Origin of the sequence: Dietzia sp. 2505 (genome assembly GCF_040546785.1) — a bacterium.
GTDB lineage: Bacteria > Actinomycetota > Actinomycetes > Mycobacteriales > Mycobacteriaceae > Dietzia.
In genome coordinates this window covers 22818-48199 of sequence record NZ_JBEPON010000003.1, presented here as the reverse complement: position 1 = coordinate 48199, position 25382 = coordinate 22818, and the positions used below count along the sequence as shown (strand labels likewise).

The 25382-nt window shown below is 71.4% G+C and carries 22 protein-coding genes; 16 read left to right on the top strand and 6 right to left on the bottom strand.

Going from position 1 to position 25382, the window contains the following annotated elements; all coding sequences use genetic code 11:
• Positions 1-10: 10 nt before the first annotated feature.
• Genes ABIE38_RS07080 through ABIE38_RS07055 form a run of 6 tightly spaced genes read left to right on the top strand, consistent with a single transcriptional unit; the run spans position 11 to position 5955 of the window.
• Positions 11-1036 (top strand): MCE family protein, encoded by a 1026-nt coding sequence (locus tag ABIE38_RS07080; RefSeq protein WP_354054873.1) that lies wholly within the window; start codon positions 11-13, stop codon positions 1034-1036.
• Positions 1027-2136 carry an MCE family protein gene (locus ABIE38_RS07075; protein WP_354054871.1) on the top strand — a complete coding sequence of 370 codons (1110 nt, stop codon included), beginning with the start codon at positions 1027-1029 and terminating at the stop codon, positions 2134-2136. The genes ABIE38_RS07080 and ABIE38_RS07075 overlap by 10 nt, the downstream gene beginning before the upstream one ends.
• Before the next feature lie 5 nt (positions 2137-2141).
• Positions 2142-3242: an MlaD family protein gene (locus ABIE38_RS07070; protein WP_354054869.1), complete on the top strand. Its 1101-nt coding sequence runs from the start codon at positions 2142-2144 to the stop codon at positions 3240-3242.
• Positions 3239-4453 (top strand): MlaD family protein, encoded by a 1215-nt coding sequence (locus tag ABIE38_RS07065; RefSeq protein WP_354054867.1) that lies wholly within the window; start codon positions 3239-3241, stop codon positions 4451-4453. Before ABIE38_RS07070 ends, ABIE38_RS07065 begins: the two co-directional genes overlap by 4 nt.
• Positions 4443-5048: an Rv1363c family protein gene (locus ABIE38_RS07060; RefSeq protein WP_354054865.1), complete on the top strand. Its 606-nt coding sequence runs from the start codon at positions 4443-4445 to the stop codon at positions 5046-5048. The genes ABIE38_RS07065 and ABIE38_RS07060 overlap by 11 nt, the downstream gene beginning before the upstream one ends.
• Before the next feature lie 52 nt (positions 5049-5100).
• On the top strand, positions 5101-5955 hold the full coding sequence (locus tag ABIE38_RS07055) for an oxygenase MpaB family protein (RefSeq protein ID WP_354054863.1): 855 nt from the start codon (positions 5101-5103) through the stop codon (positions 5953-5955).
• 10 nt (positions 5956-5965) lie between these two features.
• Here ABIE38_RS07055 and ABIE38_RS07050 read toward each other — a convergent pair whose 3' ends face one another.
• A complete protein-coding gene (locus ABIE38_RS07050) occupies positions 5966-6706 on the bottom strand; it encodes a GntR family transcriptional regulator (RefSeq protein ID WP_354054861.1) in 741 nt (246 codons plus the stop codon).
• Between the two features lie 214 nt (positions 6707-6920).
• On the opposite strand from ABIE38_RS07050, the gene ABIE38_RS07045 reads away from it, so the two are divergent.
• The 6 genes from ABIE38_RS07045 to ABIE38_RS07020 all read left to right on the top strand — a co-directional run bounded on the left by ABIE38_RS07045 (position 6921) and on the right by ABIE38_RS07020 (position 17172).
• Complete coding sequence (locus ABIE38_RS07045; RefSeq protein ID WP_354054859.1) at positions 6921-7721, top strand: crotonase/enoyl-CoA hydratase family protein; 801 nt, start codon at positions 6921-6923, stop codon at positions 7719-7721.
• A gap of 58 nt (positions 7722-7779) precedes the next feature.
• Complete coding sequence (locus ABIE38_RS07040; protein ID WP_354054857.1) at positions 7780-10365, top strand: glutamate-cysteine ligase family protein; 2586 nt, start codon at positions 7780-7782, stop codon at positions 10363-10365.
• Between the two features lie 58 nt (positions 10366-10423).
• The gene (locus ABIE38_RS07035; RefSeq protein WP_354054855.1) at positions 10424-13027 is read left to right on the top strand and encodes a glutamate-cysteine ligase family protein; all 2604 of its coding nucleotides are present in this window, start codon (positions 10424-10426) and stop codon (positions 13025-13027) included.
• Positions 13020-14897, top strand: coding sequence for an alpha/beta hydrolase family protein (locus ABIE38_RS07030; RefSeq protein WP_354054853.1), 1878 nt, complete (start codon positions 13020-13022; stop codon positions 14895-14897). Before ABIE38_RS07035 ends, ABIE38_RS07030 begins: the two co-directional genes overlap by 8 nt.
• Positions 14875-16065: a M20 family metallopeptidase gene (locus ABIE38_RS07025; protein ID WP_354054851.1), complete on the top strand. Its 1191-nt coding sequence runs from the start codon at positions 14875-14877 to the stop codon at positions 16063-16065. The genes ABIE38_RS07030 and ABIE38_RS07025 overlap by 23 nt, the downstream gene beginning before the upstream one ends.
• An 87-nt stretch (positions 16066-16152) precedes the next feature.
• A complete protein-coding gene (locus ABIE38_RS07020) occupies positions 16153-17172 on the top strand; it encodes an iron-containing redox enzyme family protein (protein ID WP_354054850.1) in 1020 nt (339 codons plus the stop codon).
• 78 nt (positions 17173-17250) lie between these two features.
• Here ABIE38_RS07020 and ABIE38_RS07015 read toward each other — a convergent pair whose 3' ends face one another.
• From ABIE38_RS07015 to ABIE38_RS06995, 5 genes are all read right to left on the bottom strand, one after another.
• Positions 17251-17409: a CDGSH iron-sulfur domain-containing protein gene (locus ABIE38_RS07015; RefSeq protein WP_502914748.1), complete on the bottom strand. Its 159-nt coding sequence runs from the start codon at positions 17407-17409 to the stop codon at positions 17251-17253.
• A gap of 40 nt (positions 17410-17449) precedes the next feature.
• A complete protein-coding gene (locus ABIE38_RS07010) occupies positions 17450-18118 on the bottom strand; it encodes a HemK2/MTQ2 family protein methyltransferase (RefSeq protein ID WP_354054847.1) in 669 nt (222 codons plus the stop codon).
• A gap of 100 nt (positions 18119-18218) precedes the next feature.
• The gene (locus ABIE38_RS07005) at positions 18219-18779 is read right to left on the bottom strand and encodes a hypothetical protein (RefSeq protein ID WP_354054845.1); all 561 of its coding nucleotides are present in this window, start codon (positions 18777-18779) and stop codon (positions 18219-18221) included.
• Between the two features lie 24 nt (positions 18780-18803).
• A complete protein-coding gene (locus ABIE38_RS07000) occupies positions 18804-19892 on the bottom strand; it encodes an inositol-3-phosphate synthase (RefSeq protein ID WP_354054843.1) in 1089 nt (362 codons plus the stop codon).
• On the bottom strand, positions 19889-20440 hold the full coding sequence (locus tag ABIE38_RS06995) for a PadR family transcriptional regulator (RefSeq protein ID WP_179526060.1): 552 nt from the start codon (positions 20438-20440) through the stop codon (positions 19889-19891). The genes ABIE38_RS07000 and ABIE38_RS06995 overlap by 4 nt, the downstream gene beginning before the upstream one ends.
• A 300-nt stretch (positions 20441-20740) precedes the next feature.
• Here ABIE38_RS06995 and ABIE38_RS06990 point away from each other — a divergent pair, with 300 nt between their 5' ends.
• The 4 genes from ABIE38_RS06990 to ABIE38_RS06975 all read left to right on the top strand — a co-directional run bounded on the left by ABIE38_RS06990 (position 20741) and on the right by ABIE38_RS06975 (position 25380).
• Complete coding sequence (locus tag ABIE38_RS06990; protein ID WP_179526059.1) at positions 20741-21139, top strand: DUF5318 family protein; 399 nt, start codon at positions 20741-20743, stop codon at positions 21137-21139.
• A 119-nt stretch (positions 21140-21258) separates the two neighbouring features.
• A complete protein-coding gene (locus ABIE38_RS06985; protein WP_354054841.1) occupies positions 21259-23556 on the top strand; it encodes a transglycosylase domain-containing protein in 2298 nt (765 codons plus the stop codon).
• Between the two features lie 28 nt (positions 23557-23584).
• Positions 23585-25192, top strand: a complete 1608-nt coding sequence (locus ABIE38_RS06980; RefSeq protein WP_354054839.1) for a glycosyltransferase family 87 protein — start codon at positions 23585-23587, stop codon at positions 25190-25192.
• Positions 25189-25380 (top strand): hypothetical protein, encoded by a 192-nt coding sequence (locus ABIE38_RS06975; RefSeq protein ID WP_182609865.1) that lies wholly within the window; start codon positions 25189-25191, stop codon positions 25378-25380. Before ABIE38_RS06980 ends, ABIE38_RS06975 begins: the two co-directional genes overlap by 4 nt.
• Positions 25381-25382: the final 2 nt, after the last annotated feature.

The window sequence follows — 25382 nt, the reverse complement described above, 5'->3', positions numbered from 1 at the left end:
GATCACGATGATGAGGGAGAGTCTGATCGACCTCGTCCGCGACCCGAGGCACGCCCGTCGCGGCAACACCGTCTTCGTGGGAGCCGCGTCGATCCTGCTGGTCATCGCGGTCTTCGCGGCGAGCATGGCCCTTCCCCGTCTGTGGTACGTCCTGCGCACCGACCACTACGCGGCCGAGTTCGCCAACGCCGGGGGACTCCGGACGGGGGACCCGGTCCTGGTGGCCGGCGTGCCCAGTGGCCGCGTGGACTCCCTGACGTTGGAGGACGGGCTCGCGGTGGTGGGGTTCCGGCTCGACCGGGGCCAGCACCTGGGTGAGGCGAGCACCGCCACGATCGGTCTAAAGTCGATTCTCGGCAACAGGTTCCTCGAGGTCACGCCGGCGGGCGGCGGGGACCTGGGCCCGCGACAGCGGATCGGGGTGGAGCGCACCACGTCGCCCTACATGATCGACGACATCGGGGGAGCGGTCACGGACCTGGCCGAGGGACTCGACACGAGGGCCGTCAGCGCGATGATCGACAGCCTGGACAGCATCCTGCCGCAGGACGCCGAGGCCACCGGACAGTCGATCGACGACGTCTCCGCGGCCCTGGGTCTCCTCGCCCGCGAGGACGCGCGGATGTCCGGCGTGGTCACCACGACCCGTGAACTGACCGGGGTCCTCGTCTCGCAGGAGGCGAGTATCCGGGCGCTCACCGACCAGTCACTCGTCCTGGTCACCGTGCTCACCCAGCGTCGTGAGGCGCTCAGTTCGCTCGTGTCGTCCCTGGAGGAGCTCGCGACCCGGGTGCGGGTGCTGCTCGACGAGGAGGCCGAGGACGTGGACCGGTTGCTGAGAAACATGCGCTCGATCAGCGCGACCTACCAACGGAACATCGACGCGATGGACGAGGTGCTCACCCGGATGCCACCCGGACTCCGCGCGGTCACGGACGCGACCGGTAACGGCCCGTGGACGGACGTCGCCACACCGACCGGCCCGATCCCGGATTCGGCGCTCTGCGCGTTGGGGGTGATGGACGGATGCAACTGAGACGCGTGAGCCGGGCCAGGGTCGTCGCGATCCTCGCCGTCGCCCTCGCCGCCGTCCTGGCACTGACCTATCTGCTCTCCGGCGCCAGGGGAGACGGCGGCCGCCAGGTGATCACGGCCGAGTTCACCTCCGCCGAGGGCGTGTACGTCGGTTCGCAGGTCCGGATCGTGGGGGTCGAGGTGGGGATCGTCGAGAAGGTCGAACCGACGGGGGACGTCGCACGGGTGCAGCTCTCGCTGGATCCCGGCACGCGGCTGCCCGCGGATGTGGGCGCGGTGGTGATGAACCCGGCCGTCATCGCCGACCGGTTCGTCGAGCTCACCCCCGCCTACGTGGGCGGTCCGACGTTCCCGGACGACGGGGTGATCCCGGCCGAGCGGACGCGGGCACCCCTGGACTTCGACGAGTTCGTCTCCAGCCTGGACACCCTGAGCTCGGCGTTCTCGCCCGGAGCCGACGAGGTGGCGCGGGGTCTCGACCGGGGCGCCGAGGCCCTCGACGGCCGGGGGGAGACGCTGAGCCGGGCCATCAGGGACCTGTCCACGGTCTCGGCGGTGGGCGGGGACCGGGCCCGGGATCTCGACGCGATCGTCACCGAGCTCGCGGTGCTGATGGACGCGGCGGGCGGTCGCGACAAGACCATGCGCGACCTCGTACTGGGACTCGACGACCTGGGCCGGCAGCTCCGGGACGACCAGATCGACGTGGCGGCCCCGGCGGAGGACCTCCGTGTGATCCTCGACGAGCTCGACGCGATCGTCGCCGCGCGCGGGGACGACATCACCGCGACGACCGCGGCGACCCGCGAGGTGACGGCGCTGTACGCCCGCCACCGTGCGGACTTCGCCGAGTTCCTGGATCTGTACCCGGTGATGATGGAGAACCTCGCGGCCGGGATCGGACCCGACGGCCGGGCGCGCATCCGCCTCAACGTCTCGTCCAACATCACCCACTTCGCCCGTGGCCGCGAACTCTGCCGACGCGAGCCGCTCCCACTGTGCACGGGCGCCGGCCTGACCAACCCGCTCATGTTCCCGGTCGAACAGAGTGACCCGATCGGCCTCCTCGGGGCGTTCGACCGGGTCGCGGGGGGTGGGTGAGCGCCATGCGTGAGACCAGAACCCGTCCGCACCTGGTGCGCGGACTCGTGGCCCTCCTCGGGGTGGTGTTGCTCGGGGGTGCGGCGATGGTGGCCGTGAACACCCCGCAACTCGCACTCCAGTCCGTTCCCCTGGGGATGGACACCGGTGAGGGTTCGGCGGACGTGGAGATGCGATTCGAGCGCGCCGACCGGCTCGCTCCCGGTGCGGAGGTCCGCTACGGCGGACGCCTCGTCGGCCGGGTCCGCAGTGTCGGCACCGACGGCATCGAGGCCGTGATCGGTGTCCGCCTGGAGGGCGACTCCGGCGTCCCGGCGGGCGTGTTCGCCGAGATCCGCCTTCCCACCGCCCTCGGCAGCCCGTTCATCGCGCTCACCCCGCCCCGGGTGCCCGGGACCGGCGCGCTGCTCGAGGACACGGGGCTCGTTCCACGGGCGCACACCGGCGTCGGTCCGGATCTCGAGTCCAGCCTCGCCTCGCTGGGCCTGTTGCTCAACGGGAGCGGGATCGCGCAGCTCGGCTCGGTGATGGAGGAACTCACCGTGGCCCTGGACGGGCGCGGTGAGGAGATCGGGCGAATCCGGGAACGTGGGGATCGCGCCCTGGAGCTGTACGAGGCGAACCGTGACGACATCGACCGGACGATCTTCGCCCTGGACCGGGTCAACGCCTCGCTCGCCGGTCGCCGCGAGCTCATCGACCGCGGCATGCGGGTGTCCGCTGACCTCGTCTCGGAGGCGGCGGCCAGTCGGGAGACGATCACCGCACTCATGGACACCACCACAGCCCTGACCGTGCAGGTCGAGCAGTTCACCTCGGCCACGGACGGGCGCCTGACTCCGTCACTGCGCACACTGACCGTCCTGCTCGAGGACATGGAGGGCTTCGGGGACGAGGTCGCCCCGACCCTGGACGCCCTGCAGCGCTTCGTCACGAACTTCGACGTCGCGATCCGCGGGGACCACATGATGTTCGACGGCGCGCTCGACCTCCCCGGGTCGCTGGATGCCCTGGGCACCGGCGGCGAGGCGCGCGCCGGCCGACCTCTGCCGCCCGGTGCCACCGGTCCCCCCGACGCCCAACCTCCCGTGGGGGGTGCGAGGTGAACCGGCACATCGTCACGCAGGCCCTGCTCTTCGCCCTCATCTCGGTGGTGGCCATCGGCTACGGCATCAGGTACATCGGGGAGGACGCCGACGTGGCGAGTGGTTTCCGGGTGGTGGCCCACGTCGAGGACGCGCGGGGCGTCGGACCCGGGGTGCGCGTGACCTACCGCGGAGTAGACGTGGGCGAGGTCCAGGACGCCGTGCTCGACGGGGTCGGCGGGGTCCAGCTCCGCCTGAGGATCATCGACGGCACCCGGATCCCCGTCAACGCCCACGCCCGGGTGGTGACCAGCACGGCCCTGGGAGACAACCGGCTCGATGTCCGACCGGCGAGCGGCGGCGGCCCCTACCTGGGAGAAGGTGGTGAGTTGCTGGTACCCGAGGACGAGCAGCCCGCGTCGATCGAGCACCTCATCGCGGACATCGACACCTCCCTTCGGGCGCTCGACCCGGAGTCACTGGCCTCGTTCGGGGACAGCGTGGCCACCGCGCTCGAGGGCAACGGGCCGCGGCTGGGCGCGATCCTCGAGGACACCGCGCTGCTCACGGCGGTGTTGTCCGAGCGGGCACCCACGTTCCGCGGACTCGTCGGCGACGGGCTCGTGACCGTACGCGCCCTGGCGGCCCGCCCGGCTCCCCTGAGCGGCTCGGCCTCGGCGGCCCGCGACGTCACCGGCCAGCTGGCCCGCCGGGAGGACACGCTCGTGTACCTCCTCGACCGCTCACCCGACGCGATGATCCGCGCGCAGCAACTCCTCGACGCCAACCGGGAGGACGCCGCCGGTCTGCTCGCCAACACCCTCGTCGTCACACCCGTGTTCCGCGATCGGGGACCCGCCTGGGAGGCCGGCCTCACGCAGGGCGAGCGGGGACTGCGGGCCCTGGCTGGCACCGTGCGGAACGGGCGCGCGGACTTCCAACTGGTCGCCACCCAGGGGCCGGTGTGCGTCTACCCGTACGAGCCCCGCGACGTCGTGGACCACTCCCCGCGGGAGCCGAACCTGCGGTTGTACTGCCCGCCGGGCGAGGACCTGGAGCAGCGGGGATCGCGGGCGGCTCCCCGACCGAACGACGAGGGACTGGTGGGCGCGACCGAACCCGGCACCAGGATCGGCCCGGACATGGCCGTCGACCCCCTGCTCGTCCCGACCGGCAAGGAGATCGCCGCGTACTGGGCGACGATGATGGAAGGACTGCGACATGGCGGCTGAGGCCTCCCCGGAAGACAACGCCCCGGAAGACAACGCCCAGGGAGACAGCGCCCCGGAAGACAACGCCCGGGAGGACGCCTCCACGGTCGACGACGACCCCGTGGAGGGACCGATCCCCCCTCGGAGGAGCGCCGCGCTCATCGTGGGCGCCCTGGTCGTGGTGGCACTGGTGGCCGCGTGTGCCTGGTTGGGCTACCTCGTGTGGTCGGACCACCGGGAGGACGAGCTCCGGCGCAGCGCGACCGAGGACGCCACCCGTCTTGTCGCGCAACTCGCGTCCTACGACCACACCGACGTGGACGCCAACATCGAGGCGGTCGTGGCGGAGGCCACCCCCGAGTTCGCCGAACGCTATCGCGAGGTGTCCGAGGGGCTGCGCGAGTTGCTCACCAGCGGACAGGGCACCTCGACCGGAACCGTCACCCACGCGGGGGTCCAGAGCGTGGACACCAATAGCGCCGTGGTGCTGGTCTTCCTGGACCAGGAGATCACCAACGTCACCGTCCCCGAGGGCCGGGTCGACGCGAGCCGCATGGTCGTGACCCTGGTCCGCGACGGAAACCGCTGGTTGCTCGACTCCGCCGAACTGGCCTGATCCGTCACCGCCGCCCGCCCGAACGTCACCGATACCCGAGGAGAACCGTCACGTGATCACAGAACTGCACCGTAATCCCGCCCCGCCCACCCCGCGCCGTCGACCGCCCGTCCTCCCCGACGCCCTCGATTCGATCGGTGCTGCCGGCGGGGTCGCCAACGTCATCATGCAGTTGTCCTGGCCCGAGGTGGGTTGGGGTGTGCGCGAGAGCCGCGTGGACACCGGCAACGTCTACAAGCGGCCGTTGAAGCGGGCCCGGACGACGTTCCAGTATCTGGCGGTGGCCACGTTGGGCAGCGACGACGACAAGCGGGTCTATCGCGAGGAGGTCACCCGCATCCACCGCCGGGTGCACTCGACACCCGACAGCCCGGTGAAGTACAGCGCCGTGGACCCGAAGCTGCAGATGTGGGTGGCCGCGTGTCTGTACGTGGGATTCGAGGACGTCTTCGAGTGGCTGAACGGCCCCATGACCGAGTCCGACCGTGAGGCCTTCTACCGCTCCGCCCCGTCTCTGGGGACGACGCTCCAGGTGCGCGCCGACCAGTGGCCGGCGACGCGGGCGGAGTTCGACGACTACTGGCGCGAGGGCAAGTCCCGGATCCGTTTCGACGACTCGGTACGCGAGCACCTGGTGGGTCTGACGGAGCTCCGGATGCTGCCGCAGCCCACGACGTTTCTGTTCGGGCGCCTGAACAAGTGGGTGACGACCGGATTCCTCCACCGCGAGTTCCGCGACGCGCTGGGACTGGCATGGGACCCGCGGGACCAGCGGCGCTTCGAGCGGTTCCTGGCGGTCACCGCGGCGGCCAACCGACGGCTCCCGTACCCGGTCCGGACGCTCACCTACCGGGTGCTGCTCCTGGACCTGAAGTGGCGTCTGCGGACCGGGCGGCCGCTGATGTGACTTCCGACCCTCACGTCAGCGAGGAGATGGCGGAGGCCGGGGCGGTATCGCCCCGGTCCTCGTCGCGATCCTCGTCGCGCTCGTCGTCCCACACGCCGGCGCGCTGAAGATGCGCGACGAGCAGGTCGGCACCGTTGGTGTACTCCCTGTCGACCACGGCGTGGGCCGTTTCCACGTCGCCGGTGCGCAGCGCGTCGAGCATCCGCCTGTTGTCCTCGAGCGCGGTGGACCGCCAGCCGGGGTCCTCGGCGTAGAGCCGGTAGGGCATGTAGCGCGCCGCGTTGTTAAGGAATCGGGAGAGCTTGTCCGACCGCGACGCCCGGTTGATCGAGCGGTGGATGGCGTACTGCGAGCTCACCACACGGTCCGGATCGCCCATCACGGCCGCCGCCTCGAAGTCCTCCACCAGGCGGGCGTGGTGGTCGAGGGCCGCCTCGTCGAACCGGGTGATGGCACGGTCGACGATCCGCTTGGACAGCTGTGCCTGCAGCCAGAAAATGTCCTCGACGTCCTGCCTGCTCATCGGCGAGACCAGGTAGCCGCGTCTCGGGACCAGATCGACCAGCCCCTCCCCGCGCAGGGTCAGCAGGGCCTCGCGCACCGGGGTCACGCTCACCCCGAGAGCGGCCGCGGTCTCGTCCAGACGGATGAAGTCCCCGGGGCGTACCTCACCGCTCATGATCCGGGTCCGGACGTGGTCCGCGACCTCCTCGGAGAGCTGCGGACGCTGCGCGAGTCGTGTTGCGGCCATATCCGCCACCTCATCTCCGGGGATCACGAACGACCGAGGGGCCCCGGCCGAGATTTGAAATCAAATATATCCGAGGTGTGGGCGATTGCCCAGCAGGGGTGAGCGCGTCTCCCCCGCTTGCATGAGCTCGGTGGAGAGTCGCGCGCATCGCACGAGACCGGGGGAGGTGGGCGTTTCGCCCGCGGGGGTCGGTGGGCCGCGCGAGACTGAGGGCATGACCTCATCCGAGACCCGACCAGCCGTCCGCACCGAGCGCCGCGATCACATCCTGCTCGTCACCCTCGACCGCCCCGAGGCCCGCAACGCCGTCAACGGCGAGGTGAGCACCCTGCTCGGCCGGGCCCTTCACGAGGCGGACACGGACCCGGAGATCCGGGTGGTCGTACTCACCGGGTCGGGAGAGCAGTCGTTCTGCGCGGGCGCGGACCTCAAGGCGATCTCCCGGGGCGAGGACATCTTCCCGGCCGAGAACCGCCAGTGGGGATTCGCGGGAATGATGCAGCATCACGTCTCCGTGCCCGTGATCGCCGCGGTCAACGGCACCGCGCTGGGCGGGGGCTGCGAGATCGCGCTGGCGTGCGATCTCGTGGTGGCCGCCGATCACGCGATCTTCGGACTGCCGGAGGTCAGGCGGGGTCTCATCGCGGCGGCGGGCGGTGCGTTCCGGCTGCCGGCCCAGCTGCCCCACCGGGTGGCGATGGAGATGATCCTCACCGGCGAGCCGGTCACGGCAGAGCGCGCCCTGGAGCTGCATCTGATCAACCGGGTCGTCCCCGCAGGCGAACTCCTCGACGCGGCGCTCGAGCTGGCCGGCGTGATCGCCGCCAACGCCCCGTTGGCCGTCCAGGCCAGCAAGCGCGTCGCGCTGGGGATCAGCGACGGGACCCGCGCGGCGGAGGACGACCGCTGGAAGGTCAGTGACACGGAGATGATCACCGTCATGACGTCGGAGGACGCCATGGAGGGCCCGCGTGCGTTCTCGGAGAAGCGGGCTCCGGTCTGGAAGGCGCGGTGAGACCCATCCCACATCCCGACCGGATGTGCACCCCGCCCGCCCGAACTACATTTCCTTCATGGAAGCCCAGTTCAGGTCAGCGGTGATCGAGGAGGACCTCCAGGTCCTCGACTCCGAGAGTCGGGAGCTCACGCCCAGGGCGTCTGAGCTGCTGGCCCACCGGTCCGGGGACGTCGCGGCCGAGGAGGTCCGCAACTGTGTGATCCGGACGCGCACCCGTCCGGCCCACACGGCGTCGGGCCTGCGCTCCGGGATCCACGAGGTGCGCGAGGAGATGCGCCGGGTGGGCGAGAGCCGCGGCCTCACGGTGGCGGCCGCGGGAGCGGTCCCGCTGGTCCCCCCGGGATCGGCGCTGGTCGACGAGAGCCTGCGGATGCGCCGGCTGCTGGCGGACTACGAATTCCTGGCCCGGGGTCAGATCTACTGCGGTACCCGGATCCGGGTGGACGCCGTGGACACCGACGAGGCGGTCGCCCTGGCGTGCCGGATCGCCCCACACCTCCCGGTCTTCCTGGCGCTCACCGCGAGCTCGCCGTTCCTCCGCGACGGATCGGACTCCGGGTACGCCAGCTGCCGCTCGGTCGCCGCGTCCCAGTGGCCGACCACCGCGCCGGTGGCGGGCGTGTGCTCGGCGCAGGACTACCACGCACTCGTCGACGACCTCGTCGGCAGCGGGGTGATCGCCGACGCCTCGATGGTGGGCTTCGGGATCCAACCCGGCGCGGACGGGCGGTCGGTGGAGATCCTGGTGTGCGACGCGTGCCCCTCCGCCGATGCAACGGCGCTGGTGGCCACCCTGTTCCGCGCGCTGGTCGAGCGCGAGGCCGCGGCCCTGGCGCGGGGTGCGGAACCGTCCGCACCCGTGGAGACCAGGCTCCGGGCCGCGTTGTGGCGAGCCGCCCGGTCCGGTCTCGAGGGCGCCCTGGTGGACCCGGTCACCTTCCGGCCCCGTCCGGCGGCCGACGTCATCACCGACCTGGTCGACTCCCTGGCCGAGCAGTTGTCGGGCACGGGGGACCTGGACACGGTGCGCGCGCTGGTCGACGACGCGCTCTACAACGGCAGCAGCTCGTTCCGTCAGCGGCAGACCCTGCGCCGCCGGGCCCACGTCCAGGACGTCGTGGACCTGCTGGTGGTGGAGACCGGCGGCACCAGCGGCTCCCGTTCGCCCGTGCCGGACGCGCACTCGCGACTGTTCGGTGTCTACCTGCCGATCGAGGGCCTGGAAGAGGACCCGAGTTGGGACGAGGCGGTCGAGGCCGGTGGGCGGCCGCGGGCGCAGTACGACCCCGTCCTGACGGCGCTGCAGCAGATCGGGACCGTCAGGCTCCGGGCGCGGCAGGTGCGGGCCGAGCAGGAGGCCTCGGTCGCCGGGGTCACGTTCCGGGTCACGGGTCAGGAACGACCCCACGCGTTCCCGATGGACTTCGTCCCCCGGATCATCACCTCGGAGACCTGGGGGAGGCTCGCGGCGGGGATCGAGCAGCGCGCCCGCGCCCTCGACGCGTTCCTGGACGACGTCTACGGCGAGCAGGAGTTCCTCGCCTCCGGGCACCTCGCCCCCGAGGCCCTCGATCGGGCACCGGGGTTCCGCGGGAGCACCGGGCGCGCGCTGGGCGCGGACCGGATCCGGGCGCACATCTGCGGGATCGACCTGGTGTGCGCGGACGACGGTCGGTGGTTGGTCCTCGAGGACAACGTCCGCGTGCCGTCCGGTGTCGCCTTCTCCTCCGCCCACCGCGAGATGACATCGGCGTTGTTCGGCGACCTGGTCGACGAGTTCGACCTCCACTCGCCCGACCAGGCCTTCCCCATGATCCGGGAGACCCTCGTGGCCGCGGCGCCGCCGGCGGCGGGCGACACCCCGAACGTCGTGGTGATGTCCTCCGGTTCGGCGGACTCGGCGTGGTTCGAGCACCGCCTCATCGCCGACCGGACCGGTCTGCCACTCGTCACTCCCGACGAGGTTGTCTTCCGGGACGGGATCCTGCACCGCAGGACCCGCGACGGGCTCCAGCGCGTCGACGTGGTGTACGCGCGGATCGACGAGGACATGCTGCTCAGCTCCCCCGGGCTCGACGGCGAGCCGCTGCGGGACGGGCTGCTGGACGCCCTCGCCGGGGGGCGGCTGACGGTGGCCAACGCCCTCGGGAACGGGGTGGCGGACGACAAGGCCGTGTACGCCTCCGTGCCCGCGATGATCGACTTCTACCTGGGGGAGGCCCCGGTCCTCGAGCAGGTGCCGACCTACCTGTGCGCGGACCGCACCCAGCGTGACCTCGTGCTTGACCGGCTGGGGGAGCTGGTGGTCAAGCCGATCGACGGGTACGGCGGCCTGGGGATCACCATCGGGCCCGAGTGCTCCGAGGCCGAGTTGGCCGCACGACGCGAGGAGCTGCTCACCCGTCCCGAGGGCTTCATCGCCCAGGAGGTGGTGGCCCTGTCGACGCTCCCGACCTTCGACGGCACCCGCATGCAGAGGCGGCACGTCGACCTGCGCGCGTTCGCCCACCTGAGGCGCGAGGGGGGCCGGACGACGGCCCACGCGGTCCCGGCCGGCCTCACCCGGGTGGCCCCCGCCGGGTCGCTGATCGTCAACTCCTCCCGCGGGGGCGGCGGCAAGGACACGTGGATCATGCGCTGACCCCGGGCGCCCCCCGCCGCGGGTGCGGACCCCGACCGGTTCCCCTACCGTGTCTCCGATGACCGATGGACAGCGATGGATCAGGATCGAAGAGGAACTCCACCTCGTCGATCTGCGGACCCGACGACCGGTACGGCGTGCCCCCCAGGTGCTCGAGGCCGCCGGTGGGGAGAGCGGTGGCGCGGCCGGCGACGCCACCGACGCCCACGCGGCCTCCGCCCGCCACGGTGCGATCGTGGTCTCGGACGTCGGCGCCCACACCGGACTCGCCGAGCTCGCCGAGGCACTCCGACTGACCCGGTCGCAGCTGGCCAGGGCCGGTGGCGGGATCCGCACCGGGGTGGTCGCGGCGGGTTCGCTCGCGTCCCCGGGGGTCGAGTTCGACCCCACCCCCGAGGAACCCCACCCCGCGCCCGGTCGCGAGTCCCAGACCCGGGCGGCGGCGAGGTTCCGCGTGGTGGTGGAGGTCGCCGACGCCGACGAGGCGCAGTACGTCGCGCGGCGCGCGGTCGCCGTGGCCCCCGTGCTGCTGGCCATGGCCGCCAGCTCCCCCTACTGGGCCGACGGCGGGGACTCCGGGTACGCCTCCACGCGGACGTTCGAGGCGAGGTGGTCTCCCGCGCACTTCACGGTGATCCCCACCGACACGGCGGACGGGGTGCAGTCGGCGGAGGACGAACTACTCGGCACCGGCGTGGTGGTGGACCGGGAGTCGATCGACATCGACCTCCGCCCGACCCGGGACGGCAGAGGGGTGGAACTGGGGGTCTGTGACTCGTGTAGCACTGTGGACACCCTCGTCGTCGTCGCCGCCCTGTTCCGCGCCACGGTCGACCGCATCCTCTCCGGGCGGGACGCCGACGGCGACTGGGTGGACCCCTCGCCCACCGTCCTCGACGCGGCGTTCTGGCGGGCGGCCCGATCCGGGATGGAAGGCGATCTGGTGGACATGACCAACGGACGCCCGCGACCCGCGTCCGAGCTGGTGAACGACATGGTGGAGGGGCTGACCGATCAGCTCCGCGCCAGCGGCGAACTCGAGCTGGTCCACGATCTCCTCGACGGCATCCGCGGGGCGGGCACCTCGGCGGCCCGCCAACGCGCGGCCCACCGCCGTCGCGGGAGGCGCGGGGACGTCGTGTCCGTGCTGCTGGCGGAGACCGTCGACCGGATCCGGCCCCGCGACGTGGCGGACGACCGCGACATGCGGTCGATGCTCGCCTCCTACTCGCCGCTGGGTGAGGCCGTCACCGAGGAGGTGCACGACGAGGCGATCACCGAGGACGGTGTGCCGCGGCCGGAGTACGTGGACGTGCTCAAGGCCGTCTCTGACCTGGGCCCCGACACGCTGTGCGAGCGCAAGGGCGAGGTCGACGACAGTCTCCGCGACCTCGGGGTGACGCTCAAGGTCTACGGCAGGGACGAGCCGCAGGTGTTCCCCCTCGACGCGGTCCCGCGGATCATCCCGGCAGACCAGTGGGCGCGGATCTCGGCGGGGATCGAACAGCGTGCACGCGCGATGGAGCTGTTCCTCCGGGACATCTACGGCCCCGGCGAGATCACCCGCGCCGGCGTGGTCCCCGCCGAGGCCCTCGAGCGGGCACCGGGTTTCCGCCCCACCGGCCGGTCGGTCCCGGCGGGGGCGCTGCACGCCCCGGTGTGCGGGGTCGACCTCGTCTCCACCGCGCCGGGCGAGTGGGTCGTCCTTGAGGACAACCTGCGGATGGCGGGCGGGCTGGCCATGGCGGTCGCGTTGCGCGACCGGATCAGCGAGGGCTTCCCCGAGTTCGGCGCACGTTCGGAGATCCACGATCCCCGGGTCGGCCTGGACATGCTGACGCAGACGCTGCACGCCGCCGCCCCGGACGGCGTCGACGATCCCGCGATCGCGGTGGTGATCGCCGAGGACGAGCGGGAGGCCTTTGACCTCAACCAGGCCGCCGAGGCGATCGGCGGCCCGATCGTCACCCCCGATCACCTGGTGGTCGAGGACAGTCGACTGTGGCGTGTCGACGGCGGCGAGCGCGTCCCGGTCGACGTGCTCTACGTCCGTATGGACGAGGAGATGCTGCTGTCCTCCGAGGGGGCCGACGGATCCGTTCTGCGGCGTGGTCTGCTCGGCGCGATGGCGGAGGGCGGGGTGGCCGTGGTCAACGCGCCCGGCAACGGCGCGGCGGACGACAAGGCGATCTACGCGCGAGTGCCGCAGATCATCGACTTCTACCTCGGCGAGAAGCCCCTCATCGGCCAGGTGGACACCTACCTCTGCTCCGACCCCGAGCAGCGGAAGCAGGTCCTCGACCGGCTCGGGGAACTCGTGGTCAAGCCGATCGACGGGTACGGCGGCTCCGGCATCACCGTCGGCCCCGAGTGCTCACCCCGCGAGCTCGACGAGCGCCGCGACGAGTTGCGGCGGCACGGGGAGCGATTCGTCGCCCAGGAGGTCCAGGCCCTGTCCACCCTGCCGACGTTCGACGGGCACGAACTGCAGCGCCGGCACGTCGACATGCGGGCGTTCGTCATGCTCCGACCCGGGGCCTCGGGCGAGATCCTCGCCTCCGCCCCGCCCGTCGCACTGACACGAGTGGCTCCGGCGGGCACGATGGTCGTCAACGCCTCGAGCGGGGGCGGGGGAAAGGACACCTGGATCCACCGTGCATGACACGACCGAGATCACCGAGGAGGCCGAGTCCCTGGACGTCGCCGGCCCGCCCGACGACGCCGCTGGGGGGCCGGGGGAGATCAGGCACACCACCTCGCCGTGCCTGTCCCCTGACGGGTCGATGCTGGCCTGCGTGGTCACCGAGCGCACCGGATACCCGCGCGCGGTGCAGCGGCCACTGGGGCTGGGGGGCCTCGACGGCGCCGGGCCCGAGCGCGATGTCGTGCTGCCCGTCAACGGCCCCGTCCGTCGAGTCGCCTACTCGCCCAACGGCAGGTGGCTGGCCTGCGAGGTGGCACCCGACGGTGGTGAGCGCGAGAGGATCTGGCTGGTCACGACCGACCCCGCGGACAGGGACGTCTATCCGATCGACACCCACCACGACGCCACCGAGCAGATCGTCTGCTGGGACGGCGACCTGCTGGCCCTGACCGCCTTCGACTCCGAGGGACTCGCCGAGGGGAGGCTGGTGGACCCGGAGACGGGCGAGAGCACGGTGGTCGACCGCCGGATGGGCGGCGCGCTCGTCCACGCCCGCGACGGGGCCGCCCTGTTCCGGGTGGGCGCACGCGGTCACCGCGAGTTGCTCCGCATCGTCCCGGACGGCCGGTGGTGGCCGCTGCTGCCGGTCGACACCGGGTCCACCACGGATGCCGGCGTGATCCTCGACGCCGGGGGTGAGAACCGGCCGATGAAGATGCTCGTGCGCAGCGACCACTCCGCGGAGCGCATGGGCCTGCTCGCCGTGGAGGCGGACGAGGAGAGCACCGAGTCCTGGACGGTGGCCTACCGGGAGGATGCCGACCTCGACCGGGTGGAGGTGAGCCTGGACCGTTCGACGGCGGTACTGCTGTGGAACGTGCGGGGCGGACTGTCCGAGATCGAGGTGCTGGATCTGCGGAAGAGTCGTCCCCGGACCATCGCCCGTCCCCCGCTGCCGGAGGTGGTCGCGTCCGCCCCCACTCTCACGGCAGACGGCCGGTTGCTCGCACTCACCGTGCAGAGCCTCGACCAGCCGCCGCGCATCGTCATGTACGACGTCGAGCGACGGAGGTGGACGGGAGAGCCGCCGCGGCAACCGGATCCGGCCCCGGTGCTGGTCCACTTCACTGCCCGTGACGGGCTGGAGCTGTCGGGGTGGCTGTACCGCGCAGACCCCGCCGAGGAACCGACGCCCACGGTCGTGCACCTCCACGGTGGTCCCGAGGGGCAGTCCCGGCCGGGGTACAACGACCTCGCCCGCCGGTACCTCGACATCGGCGTGACCTACTTCGCGCCCAACGTGCGCGGTTCGACGGGGTCCGGCCGCTTCTTCAGCCACGCCGACGATCGCTACGGGCGCTTCGCGGGGATCGACGACGTCGAGGACGCGCTGTTGCACCTGGTCGAGGAGGGGATCGCCGACCCCGACCGGGCCGTGGTCTCTGGCCGCTCGTACGGCGGGTACCTGGTCAACGCGACCCTGGTCCGTCATCCCGGGAGGTGGCGCGGGGGCATCGCCGCGTGCGGGATGAGCGATCTCCAGACCTTCTATCGCACCACCGAGCCGTGGATCGCCGCCGCCGCGTACCCCAAGTACGGGAACCCGCTGCAGGAGCGTGAGCTGCTCAGGGAGGCCTCGCCGCTACATCTGTATCACCATGTCGACGTCCCCGTGCTCTTCGTCCACGGGGCACACGACACCAATGTGCCGCTCAGCGAGACGGAGCAGGCCGTGGAGGCGTTGCGTCGCCGCGGTGTACCGGTGGACGTGCTGCTCTTCGAGGACGAGGGTCACGAGTTCGTGAAACTGGCCAACAGGCAGCTGCTCGGAGACCGGGTGGTCGAATTCTGTCAGGAGGTGTTCGGTGTTCGGACGCAAGAAGAGTGAACCCGGCGACGCGAACGGGTTCGAGGGACGACTGATCGGGTGGCGGCGCCATATCCACGCCCACCCCGAGTTGTCCTACGAGGAGACCGAGACCACCGACTACATCGAGGGTGAGCTCCGTTCGATGGGGCTGGAGCCGACGCGGTTCCGGATCGGCACCGGCCTGTGGTGCGACGTCCCGGCCGCCGACGGCGCCACCGCCACGGACGTCGTGGCCCTGCGCGCGGACATCGACGCGCTGGCCATGGGCGAGGACTCCGGCGAGTCCTTCGCCTCGGAGGTCGACGGAGTCGCCCACACGTGCGGCCACGACGGCCACACCGCCATGCTCCTGGGCGCGGCCGAGCTGCTGGTCGCCGACCCGCCGCCGCGCCCCGTGCGCCTGATCTTCCAGCCGGCGGAGGAGACCATGCCGGGCGGCGCCAAGGACTGCGTCGAGGAGGGCGTGGTGGAGGGCGTGGACCGCATCCTCGCGTTGCACTGCGACCCGCACCGCCGCGTCGGCGAGGTGGGCGTCACCGGTGGCGCCATCACGTCGTCCAACGCCAAGATCGGCATCACGGTCCACTCGGACGGCGGGCACACCGCCCGGCCGCACGAGACCCAGGACACGGTCTTCGCCCTGGCGCAGATCGTCACGGGGGTGACCGCCGTGGTGGACCGGACGATCGACCCGCGCTCGGGCACCGTCCTGACCTGGGCCTCGGTCAGGGCCGGGGGGACCGCACCTAACGTCATCCCCGACTCGGGCCAGCTGTGGGGCACGCTGCGCAGCGCCGACCGCGACGTCTGGGCCACGGCGGAGCCCGTCGTCCGCGAGGCCGTCGAGTCGATCGCCGCGACGTACGGGGTCCGCGCCGAGGTGGACTACGTCCAGGGCGTGCCGCCGGTCGTCAACGACGACACCTGTGCGGACCTGGCCGCGTCGGCCGTCGAGCAGGTGCTCGGCCCGGACGGGGTGGGCACCGCCGTTCAGTCCAGCGGCGGCGAGGACTTCGCCTGGTACACCGAGGAGATCCCCGGCGTCTACCTTCGGCTGGGGGTGTGGGACGGCGAGTCCGAGGAGACCGACCTGCACCACCCCGGGTTCGTCCTGGACGAGGCCGCGCTGCCCCACGGCGCCCGGATCTTCGACGCCTTCGCGAGGACGGGCCGACCCGCGGGGTGAGCGGCCGAACGGGGTGAGCGGCCGAACGGGGTGAGCCGCCCCTCGCGCCGGTGGAGGACCTCCGCGATCGCGGGTAGACAGAAGGGCATGACTGCCGTCCCGACCGAGATCGCCCCGACCGAGATCGCCCCGACCGTGTCCGCTCCGAGCCTGCCCGCCGCGAGCGGGCCGATCTCGGAGGCTGTGGTCACGGCGCTGGCGACGGGTCGGACCACTGGTCTCCCGAGCGTGCCGGAGGACACCGATCCGCTGGGCCGCGATCTGCAGCTCGCGTTGTACACGCTCTACGAGCTCCACTACCGGGGCTTCGCCGGGGTCGACGCCGACCTGGAGTGGGACCCCGAGCTCCTGCGGCTCCGGCGCGCACTGGAGTCGGTGTTCCTCGATCACCTCCGGGGAGCCGTCGAGCCCGGCGACGATCCGGTGGCGGAGATGGACGCCCTGTCCGTGGAGGCGACCTCCGGCACCGGCCCGTCCTGGTACTTCAAGGACGAGGGGACCTGGGACCAGCTGCGCGAGTACTTCGCCCACCGGTCGCTCTACCACCTCAAGGAGGGCGACCCCCACGCGTTCGCCATCCCCCGACTGCAGGGGCAGGCCAAGGCCTCGTTCGTCGCCGTGGAGTTCGACGAGTTCGGCGGTGGCCGCGGCGAGCGGGTGCACCAGCAGCTGTGGGCCGACCTCATGAGGGCCGCCGAGTTGGACCCCACCTACCTGGGATACCTGGACCGGGTGTCGGCGGCGACGCTGTCGACGGTCAACCTGATGTCGCTGTTCGGGCTGCACCGGTCCCTGCGCGGCGCCGCGATCGGGCACTTCGCCGCCATCGAGATCACCTCGTCCCCAGGATCGGCGCGGCTCGTCGCAGGTCTACGGCGGATGGGGGCCCCGGAGGAGTGTGTGCATTTCTACGCCGAGCACGTGGAGGCCGATGCCGTGCACGAGCAGGTGATGCGCCACGACGTCGTGGGAGATCTGGTGAACCGGGAGCCGCAGCTGGCGGCCGACGTGGTGTTCGGGATGCGCACGCTGGACTACCTCGACGAGCTGGCGGCGGGCGAGATGCTCGCCGCGTGGGGTCGAGGGGACTCCTCGCTGCTGAGCTGACGCCCGATCCGCTACCGGATTCCCGCAGAAGTGCAGTAGGGGTATCGAATTCCGGGGGATCGGGGTCAGTGTGTGGGGTCAGTCCGAATCGGTGGCCCGGATCTTGCGCCGGTGGCTGGTGTCGCACAGCGGGTAGTTCTTGCTGCGCCGGCACGTGCATACGGCCACCATGAACCGGTCGGAGCACACGCGGGCGCCGTCGTCGGTCACTAGGTCGACAGGCCCCTCCACCAGCATCGGGCCGCCGGGAACTATGCGGACGACCCGCGCCTGGCGGTCACCCGCGGTCGACACGGACCACCACCAGTTCCTCCACCCGTCGACCGGGCTCGAGCAGGCCCGCCGCCTCGAGTCGCTCGGCGTACGCGAGCATCACGGGGCCGAACTCGACCACCCGGCTGGCGACCTGCCGGGCGTCGAACCCGGCGCTCTGGAGTCTGCTGATGGTCTGCGGCGGGTCGGAGAACTCCGAGTGGACGATGAGCATGCTGCCGCCGGGGGCCACCAGGTCCGGGGCCAGATCGCACAGCTCGTCCAGGACCACCCTCCCGTTGGCGCCGGCGTCCCAGGCCCGGTTGGGGCCGGTTCCGCGCAGGGGCGCGTCGGAGGGGACGTAGGGCGGGTTCGACACCACCACGTCGAACGGCCCGGCCCGGCGGGCGTCGGCGAGAGTCCCCACGCGGGCGTCCACCCGCACCCCTGCGCGCTCGGCGTTGCGGGTGGCGCAGGCGACGGCGGCCGGGGAGATGTCGAAGGCGAGGACCTCCCGCGCACCCTTCAGTGCCGTCTCGATGGCGAGGATCCCGCTACCTGTACAGATGTCGAGGACCCGCTTGCCGGAGACCAGATCGAGCTGGTCCAGGGTCTCACAGAGGAGCCACGAGTCGTCCTGCGGCGCGTAGACACCGTCGTCGACCTCGATATGGGCGAACCGTGTCTGGGTCATCGGGGCCTCCGGTGAGGGGTCGGGCGGACGGAGACCAGTCAATCCACGGACCCGGCACCCTGCAACCGCTAGCGCTCGGACCCGGTCGGAACCGGGGATCCTAACGCTGCCAGTACAGTCCGCCGGGGACGTCGCCGCCACCGGTCAGACGGCAGGTCAGGATGGTGCCGTCCGGGGCGGTGACCGCGATGTCCTGCTGCATACAGGGCTTGCCCAGCAGGGCCGGGCCGGTGCCGTCCGGCCCCGATCCCTCCGGCTGCGGCAGCCACAGCGGGCCGGCCCCACCCGGGTCCTCCATGCAGAACAGCGGCGACCCGTCCTCGGCCTGGGCCAGCTCGCCGACAAGGTGGCAGGGTCCGCCGGCGCCCACGACGTTGGCGGGAAGCTGGGTGGATGCCGGCGGAGCCGGTGCGGCGGGGGCCGCGGACGCCGTGGGTGCGGAGACGGGATCGGCGGTCTCGGCCACGGGCGAGGGGGACGGGGGAGTCGACGACGACGACGAGGTGGCCGCCTGCGTCGTCGGCGAGGCGGGGGCTGCGGACTCCTCCGTCCCCGAACACGCGGCGAGCGCGACCCCGGCCGCCATCGCGAGTGCGATGACGGCCGGGACACGGCGACGCCCGGTGGGGGAGAGCGGGTGGTTCGTCGCGGTGTGGGTCATGCGTTCCTGTTCTTCCGGCGGGGGTCAGGCTCCGATGATGAAGGCCTCGAGCTCGGCGCGGGCCTTGTCGTCGGCCATCTGCTCCGGCGGGGACTTCATGAGGTACGCCGACGCAGGCAGGATCGGCCCGCCGATGCCGCGGTCCTTGGCGATCTTGGCCGCCCGGACGGCGTCGATGATGATGCCGGCCGAGTTGGGCGAGTCCCACACCTCGAGCTTGTACTCGAGGTTGATCGGAGCATCGCCGAACGCGCGTCCCTCGAGGCGAACGTACGCCCACTTGCGGTCGTCGAGCCACTCCACGTAGTCGGAGGGGCCGATGTGCACGTTGCGGTCGTGGATCTTGCCGGCGAGGGAGCCCTCCAGGTTGGAGGTCACGGCCTGGGTCTTGGAGACCTTCTTGGACTCCAGGCGTTCGCGCTCGAGCATGTTCTTGAAGTCCATGTTGCCGCCCACGTTGAGCTGGTACGTGCGGTCCAGGGCGACACCGCGGTCCTCGAACAGCTTGGCCATCACGCGGTGCGTGATGGTGGCGCCGACCTGCGACTTGATGTCGTCACCGACGATCGGGACGCCGGCGGAGCGGAACTTCTCGGCCCACTCGGGATCGGAGGCGATGAAGACGGGCAGGGCGTTGACAAAGGCGACGCCGGCGTCGATGCAGCACTGGGCGTAGAACTTGTCCGCCTCCTCGGATCCCACCGGCAGGTAGCTGACAAGCACGTCGACCTCGGCGTCCCGAAGAGCCCGGACCATGTCCACGGGCTCGGCGTCGGACTCCTCGATGGTCTGGCGGTAGTACTTGCCCAGCCCGTCGAGGGTGGGTCCGCGCTGGACGCTGATGCCGGTCGGCGGCACGTCGCAGAGCTTGAGGGTGTTGTTCTCCGAAGCGTTGATCGCCTCGGCGAGGTCCATGCCGACCTTCTTGCCGTCGACGTCGAACGCGGCGACGAACTCGACGTCGCGGACGTGGTAGTCGCCGAACTTGACGTGCATGAGGCCGGGGACGGTCTGGTCGATCGCCGCGTCCTTGTAGAACTCGACGCCCTGCACGAGCGAGGACGCGCAGTTGCCGACGCCGACGATCGCGACGCGCACCTTCTTGTCGGTCATGGGGATTCTCCTTGTGATGGGTTCTCTGTCTGGATGAGCTCGTTGATCCAGCGCAGCTCGCGCTCACTGGTCTCGAGGCCGAGCAGGGTGAGCTGCCGGGCGTAGCGCAGTTCGGTCGGGCCGGTCCGTGTGGCCGCGTCCCGTTGGCCCTCGCGCCGCTCCTCGAGGACCCGCCGCCGGCCCTCCAGGAGCCGCACCCGGGCGGGCCCGGGGGTGCGGTCGAAGAAGGCCAGGTGGACGCCGAAACCGTCGTCGTTGAACGACGCGGCCCCGGGCTCGTCGAGCAGGGCGGCCAACGTCTCCTTGCCCCCGGCGGTGATGCGGTAGGTCTTGCGTCCGCGTCGCGCGGTGGCCGGCGGACGCGTGGCGGTGGCCGCGGTGGCGTCCTCGACGATGTCTCCCTGTTGCCGGAGGCGACGCAGGGTGGGGTAGAGCGAACCGAAGGACACGGTCCGGACGGTGCCCAGCATCTCGGACAGGCGCTTGCGCAGCTCGTAGCCGTGCATGGGCCGCTCGTCGAGCAGTCCCAGGATCGCCAGTTCGAGCACTAACACCCCCTCCCCTCGACGTCTCATGCCAGCGGGTTTCCGCGACGGTCACCGAGAGTACACCTTCGGATGTATCGCGCCGATATACCCGTCCGTGACATCGGTCGGACGGGTCGACACAGACACGCTCCCCGGACCCCCCGGTACTCGTGCTCCGTGCTCGTGCCCCGGAGTCGCACAGGCGTCCGGCGCGGGTCGTAGGCTGATCCCGTGGACCACGCCGACTTCCGCCCCCGGCGACCCGGCCCCCCGCCGGGACCGGAGGATCCCACCGGCCGCGACGCTCTCAGGCGTCGACGGGTGGTGGACTTCGCCCTGCGGCGTCGTGGGGTGTTGGCCGATCTCCGTGAGGGTGTCTCGGCACTTCGCGAGGTGTGCGACGCGGACGTCTATCTCCTGCGTGCGGCGAGTTTCCACGGCGTGGAGACCGGGACGGTGTGTCCCGTGTGTCGCAAGGAGAACCTCACCGAGGTGTCCTGGGTGTTCGGCGACGACCTGGGCGCGGCGTCCGGATCGGCGCGGAGCGCGGACGAGATCGAGCAGCTGGCACTGACCCATGACGCGTTCACCGTGCACGTGGTGGAGGTGTGTCGCAGCTGCTCGTGGAACCACCTGGTGGAGTCCTACGAGGTGGGCCTCGCCTCCGGTGAGGGCAGGCGCGTGCGCCGGGCGGCGCGGGAGCTCCGCAGGCACCGCTGAGCGCCCTCGCCGGGTGCGCCGACTTCCGAGTGGAGCGCGATTTCGTACACAATGGACGGCATTGCACCGTCAGCGGGGGTCGCCCGTACCGGTCGGAGCTGCTCGCAGGAGGGTAGAAGATGTCGCAAAGTGACAGGACGCGTGGGAGATCTGACGGGGATCGGGACGACTCCTCGCACCGGCGCGGCTGGTTCCGACGTCACCCGGCCTGGACGACGCTGATCCTCGTCGTCGTCGTCCTGTTGGTGATCCCGCTGGTGATCGTCGGGGTGACCTACAACCGCACCGAGGTCCCCCGCCCCGGCAGCGTGGCCACCAACCAGATCTCCGAGATCTACACCAACGACGGTACGACCATGATCGGGCGCATCGTCCCACCGGAGGGCAACCGCACGCTGGTTGAGGTCGACGCGATCCCCGTGCACGTGCGCAACGCCGTCATCGCCGCGGAGGACCGCAGCTTCTACACCAACGAGGGCTACGACCCCACGGGAATCGGTCGCGCGGTGATCGGGCAGGTCACCGGCGAGTCGAGCGCCGGCGGCGGGTCCACGATCACGCAGCAGTACGTCAAGAACACCATGGTCGGCGACGCTCCCACCTATGAGCGCAAGGCCAAAGAGATCATCATCGCGGCCAAGATGACCAACGAGTGGTCCAAGGACCAGATCCTCGGGGCCTACCTCAACACCATCTACTTCGGCCGCGGCGCCTACGGCATCGCCGCCGCCTCGACCGCCTACTTCAACAAGCCGGTGGAGAGCCTCACCGTGGAGGAGGGCGCGCTGCTCGCGGGCGTCATCCAGTCGCCGTCCGCGCTGGACCCGCTCACCAACGCCGCCGCCTCCGAGGGCCGCTGGAACTACGTGATGGACGGCATGCGGGACATGGGCGCCATCGACGCCCAGCAGCGTGGCATGGCGGTGTTCCCCCAGGTCGTGGAGGACCCCCAGGCGGTGGACCAGAACGTCGGCGACCCCACCAACGGGGCGATCCGTCGGCAGGTGCTGGCGGAGCTGGCGATGGCCGGCCTGGACGAGCAGATGCTCAACACCCGCGGGCTCAAGATCACCACGACGATCGACCCGTCCACCCAGGAGGCGGTGGTCGAGGCCGCCCGCAGCAACATGCAGGGGGAGAGGCCGGAGAACCGGACCGCGGTGGTCTCCATCAACCCGCGCACGGGCGGCGTGATCGGCTACTACGGCGGCGAGGACGCAGAGGGCTGGGACTACGCCAACGCCCCGCTGCAGACCGGCTCCACCTTCAAGATCTTCGGCGTGGCCGCCGCCCTCGAGCAGGGGATCGGGTTGGGTACCCAGATCTCCTCGTCGCCCGTGACCACCGGAAACGTCACCGTCACCAACGTCGACGGCCAGTCCTGCGGGTCGTGCTCGGTCGCGATGGCGCTCAAGATGTCCCTCAACACCTCGTTCATCCGCCTGCAGCGGATGTTGGACAACGGGGCGAACGACGTCCGGGACATGGCGCACCGCGCGGGCGTCGCCAAGGAGATCCCCGGCCTGCCGTGGGAGACCCTCACCGAGCAGGGCGAGGACCCCTACGACGGCCTGATCCTGGGTCAGTACCCGATCCGGGTGCGCGACATGGCCACGGGCCTGGCCACCTTCGCCGCCGAGGGCGTCCACCGGCCGACCCACTTCATCGAGAAGGTCGAGACGGCCGACGGCGAGGTCCTGCTGGACAACTCGGCCCCCGAGGGCGAGCGGGTGGTCGAGGCGGACGTGGCCAACAACCTCACCTCCGCGATGGAGCCGATCGCCGCCTACTCCAACGGCCACTCGCTGGCGGGCGGCCGCCCCTCGGCCGCCAAGTCCGGCACCACCCAGCTCGGTGACACCGGATACAACAAGGACGCCTGGTTCGTGGGTTACACCCCGTCCATCGCCACGGCGGTGTGGGTGGGGACCGACGACAACCAGCCTCTGCTCAACGCGTGGGGCGGGACGATGTACGGATCCGGGCTCCCCGCGGACATCTGGAAGTCGGCGATGGACGGCGCGCTGTCCGGCACCGACTGGGAGAGCTTCCCGTCCCCCGGGTACATCGGTGGACAGGCCGGCGTGTCCCAGTGGGAGTCCTCCGGAACGGGGACCGGCACCACCGGTGGGACCGGGGGTGCCCAGCAGGCGGTTCCCCAGCCCAGCGTCGCCCCCGCCCCGGCGGAGCCCGCTCCGGCTCCCGGGGCGCCGGGTCCGCTCACGCTCAACGTCCCGGGCCTGCCCGAGATCGTGATCCCGGGAGCCGGTGCGCCCGCGCCCGCTCCTGCACCGGCCCCCGCTCCCGCTCCCGCGCCGGCCCCGGCACCCGGTGGGGGCGGGAACGGCGGAGGCACCGGTGGAGGCGACGGGGGAGGCACGGGAGGCGGCGGCGACGCCGGAGACGGCGGGGCCTGACCCGGATACGGTGCACTAGGGTGTGGTCGTGCAGAGCAACGGCCACCTCTCCCCGCTGCCGCTCGACAGGGATCTCCGATCGCTCGGCCCGCAGGACCGGGTGCGACCCGGGGACGGGGCCGCCAGGACGGTGCTGGACGCCTGGGGCGGGCCGGTGGGCCGGCACGCGGTCGTAGGGCGGCAGCGGTTCTGGACGCCGCTGCGCGTGATCATGATGTTCGCGGTGCTGTTCCTGGCCCTCGGGTTCTTCTCCAAGGCCGCGTGCCTGGTCACCACCAGCCCCACCGACGGCTCCGCGCCGGGGCTCAACTGGACCGGCCAGCAGTACTACAAGGCCTGCTACGCCGACCCGCTCCCGCTCTACGCGGTGCAGGGTCTGGACGCCGGTGAGCTGCCGTACCGGTACATGTGGGTGGGCGACGACGGCGGTGCCCGCTACATGGAGTACCCGGTGGTGTCCGGGATGTTCCAGTACGTCACCGCGCAGGCCGCCCAGGCCTGGCACGCGGTGGCCCCCGGCGGTCCCATCGAGGTGGTCAAGTACTTCGTCCTGGGCTGCGTGATCCTGGCGTTCCTCTGGATGATCGCCGTGTGGGCCACCTACCTGTCGGCCGGGCGTCGGCCGTGGGACACGCTGCTCATGGCGGCCAGTCCGCTGATCATCTTCCAGGCCTTCACCAACTACGACCTGATGGCGGTCGCGTTCGCGTCCGTGGCGCTCCTGCTGTGGGCGCGCAGCAGGCCGGTCTGGGCGGGGGTCGTCCTGGGGATCGGCGTGGCGGCCAAGCTGTACCCGCTGTTCCTGTTCGGCGCCCTGCTCGTGGTGGCCCTCCGCCGCAGGCGCTTCGTGGACCTGGGCAAGGCGGCCGCGGCCGCGGTGGCGGCGTGGTTGGCGGTCAACCTGCCGATCATGATCCCGTTCCCGGAGGGCTGGCGGGAGTTCTTCCGGCTCAACTCGGACCGCCCCGCCAACCCGGAGAGCATCTACGCCGTCATGCAGACCCTGACGGGCTGGCAGGGCTTCGACGCCGGCCGCGCCGCGGGCGAGGCCCCGGCCACGCTCAACATGGTGTCCCTGGTCCTGTTCGCCCTCGGCTGCGTGGCCGTGCTGGTCATCGGTCTCACCGCCGCCACCACCCCGCGGATCGCCCAGCTGGCGTTCCTCATCGTGGCGGTGTTCCTGCTCACCAACAAGGTGTGGAGCCCGCAGTACTCGCTGTGGCTGGTCCCGCTGGCGGTGCTCGCGGTGCCCCGGGCCAGACTGCTGGTGCCGTGGATGGTCTTCGACGCCCTGCTGTGGGTGGCCCACATGTCGTACTTCCACGGGGTGGCCAACAAGGGCATCGGGCCGGAGACGTTCCATCCGCTCGTCCTGGTGCGCGACCTGATGGTCGTGGCCATCTGCGTGGTGGTGATCCGCGAGATCTACCGGCCGCACCTGGACCTGGTCCGGATGGCGCACCAGGGCACACCCGAGGGGCCGGACCCCCTGGCCGGGGTCCTCGCCGACCCCGGGGAACCGCTGGTCGGACCGCCGACCGTCCGGGGGAACGGCGACCACGGCCACGACGACGACCACGACCACGACGACGACGAGGCCCGCGGGCTCCGACAGAGGGAGGGCACCACCGGATGAGCACCAGTGCGATGATCTGGATGTTCCTGTGCATCCTCGTCGGATTCGTCTGCATGGTCACCGCCGCCGGCGGGCACCGCGCGGGGTGGCGCCAGCCCGTGTGGATCTCCTGGACCGTGGCGGCGTTCCTCTTCCTCACCGTGGTGCCCGTGGTCCTGGCGCTGACGATCGGTCTGCGGCACGGCTGAGG

Coding starts and splice junctions, on each gene's coding strand:
- ABIE38_RS07045 (WP_354054859.1), top strand. CDS start 6,921: ATGACCTCATCCGAGACCCGACCAGCCGTCCGCACCGAGCGCCGCGAT.
- ABIE38_RS06975 (WP_182609865.1), top strand. CDS start 25,189: ATGAGCACCAGTGCGATGATCTGGATGTTCCTGTGCATCCTCGTCGGA.
- ABIE38_RS07070 (WP_354054869.1), top strand. CDS start 2,142: ATGCGTGAGACCAGAACCCGTCCGCACCTGGTGCGCGGACTCGTGGCC.
- ABIE38_RS07080 (WP_354054873.1), top strand. CDS start 11: ATGAGGGAGAGTCTGATCGACCTCGTCCGCGACCCGAGGCACGCCCGT.
- ABIE38_RS07075 (WP_354054871.1), top strand. CDS start 1,027: ATGCAACTGAGACGCGTGAGCCGGGCCAGGGTCGTCGCGATCCTCGCC.
- ABIE38_RS07000 (WP_354054843.1), bottom strand. CDS start 19,892: ATGACCGACAAGAAGGTGCGCGTCGCGATCGTCGGCGTCGGCAACTGC.
- ABIE38_RS07040 (WP_354054857.1), top strand. CDS start 7,780: ATGGAAGCCCAGTTCAGGTCAGCGGTGATCGAGGAGGACCTCCAGGTC.
- ABIE38_RS07050 (WP_354054861.1), bottom strand. CDS start 6,706: ATGGCCGCAACACGACTCGCGCAGCGTCCGCAGCTCTCCGAGGAGGTC.
- ABIE38_RS06985 (WP_354054841.1), top strand. CDS start 21,259: ATGTCGCAAAGTGACAGGACGCGTGGGAGATCTGACGGGGATCGGGAC.
- ABIE38_RS07020 (WP_354054850.1), top strand. CDS start 16,153: ATGACTGCCGTCCCGACCGAGATCGCCCCGACCGAGATCGCCCCGACC.
- ABIE38_RS07035 (WP_354054855.1), top strand. CDS start 10,424: ATGACCGATGGACAGCGATGGATCAGGATCGAAGAGGAACTCCACCTC.
- ABIE38_RS07005 (WP_354054845.1), bottom strand. CDS start 18,779: ATGACCCACACCGCGACGAACCACCCGCTCTCCCCCACCGGGCGTCGC.
- ABIE38_RS07010 (WP_354054847.1), bottom strand. CDS start 18,118: ATGACCCAGACACGGTTCGCCCATATCGAGGTCGACGACGGTGTCTAC.
- ABIE38_RS07060 (WP_354054865.1), top strand. CDS start 4,443: ATGGCGGCTGAGGCCTCCCCGGAAGACAACGCCCCGGAAGACAACGCC.
- ABIE38_RS07015 (WP_502914748.1), bottom strand. CDS start 17,409: ATGCTGGTGGAGGGGCCTGTCGACCTAGTGACCGACGACGGCGCCCGC.